General features: G+C 74.0%; 2 protein-coding genes. One reads left to right on the forward strand and one right to left on the reverse strand.

Going from position 1 to position 980, the window contains the following annotated elements:
- On the forward strand, window positions 1-376 hold a 376-nt coding region (locus B7767_RS43415; RefSeq protein WP_085576570.1), incomplete at its 5' end, for a MerR family transcriptional regulator.
- 31 nt (window positions 377-407) lie between these two features.
- On the opposite strand, the gene B7767_RS43420 is transcribed toward B7767_RS43415, so the two are convergent.
- The coding region (locus B7767_RS43420) for a TetR/AcrR family transcriptional regulator (protein WP_256923794.1) at window positions 408-980 on the reverse strand (573 nt) is incomplete at its 5' end.

The raw sequence follows: 980 nt of genomic DNA on the forward strand, positions 1-980 counted from the left end.
GCGTACGGAGCTGTCCCTGCGCACGATCCGGCACTACGAGGAGGCCGGGCTGGTCATCCCCTCCGCCCGCTCCCAGGGCGGCTTCCGCCTCTACACCGACAACGACGTGCAGCGGCTCATGGTGATCCGCCGCATGAAGCCGCTCGGTTTCTCCCTCGATCAGATGCGCGACCTGCTGGACGCCACCGACCGCCTCGACGCCGGCACGGAACTCGGTGCCGAGGAGCGGGAGAACCTGCTGGAGCGTGTCCGCGGTTACGAACAGGCCGCCGGCGAGCAGGTCGCCAAGCTCCGCGTCCAGCTCGCCCGCGCCGAGGACTTCGCCGCCACACTGCGCACCCGCCTGGAGCAGGGCTCCCCCGCGGCCCGCGCCTGAGCCGGGCGGCCCGGAGGTCCCACGAGGGGCTTCAGCGGCCGTTCGGCCCCGGGGCCGGGCGCAGCGCGTCGACCAGCAGGTCGAGGAGCGGGCCGACCCTCTCCGGTGAGTCGATCGCCGTGGTCGAGAGGAAGACGCCCAGGAGCATCATCGTGACGTCGTCGGGCTCGACGTCCGAGCGCAGCGAGCCGGCCTCCGCGCCGCTGCTCAGCATCTCGGCGATGGTGGCCGTGATGCGTTCACGCGTGGCGGGCGTGGCGATGCTGCCCGAGGCCCAGCCCGCGCGCAGCGTGTCGGACATGCCGCGCTTGATCCTGAAGAACTCCGCGTACCTGGTCATCCACGCGCGCAGGGCGGCCGGGGGCTCGAGTTCGGCGAGGAGCGCCGACGCGCTGGAGACGACCTCGTCGAGCTCAGCGGCGTAGAGGGCCTCCACCAGCGCCTCGCGGGTCGGGAAGTGCCGGTACAGCGTGCCGATGCCGACGCCGGCCGCACGGGCGATCGCGTCCAGCGGAACGGCGTCCGGCGTGGCGGCGAAGGCCTCCCGGGCGGCGGCGAGCAGCCTGTCGCGGTTCCGCCGCGCGTCGGCGCGCGCCGGCCGGTC

Source organism: Streptomyces sp. 13-12-16 (genome assembly GCF_002114215.1).
Lineage (GTDB): Bacteria > Actinomycetota > Actinomycetes > Streptomycetales > Streptomycetaceae > Streptomyces.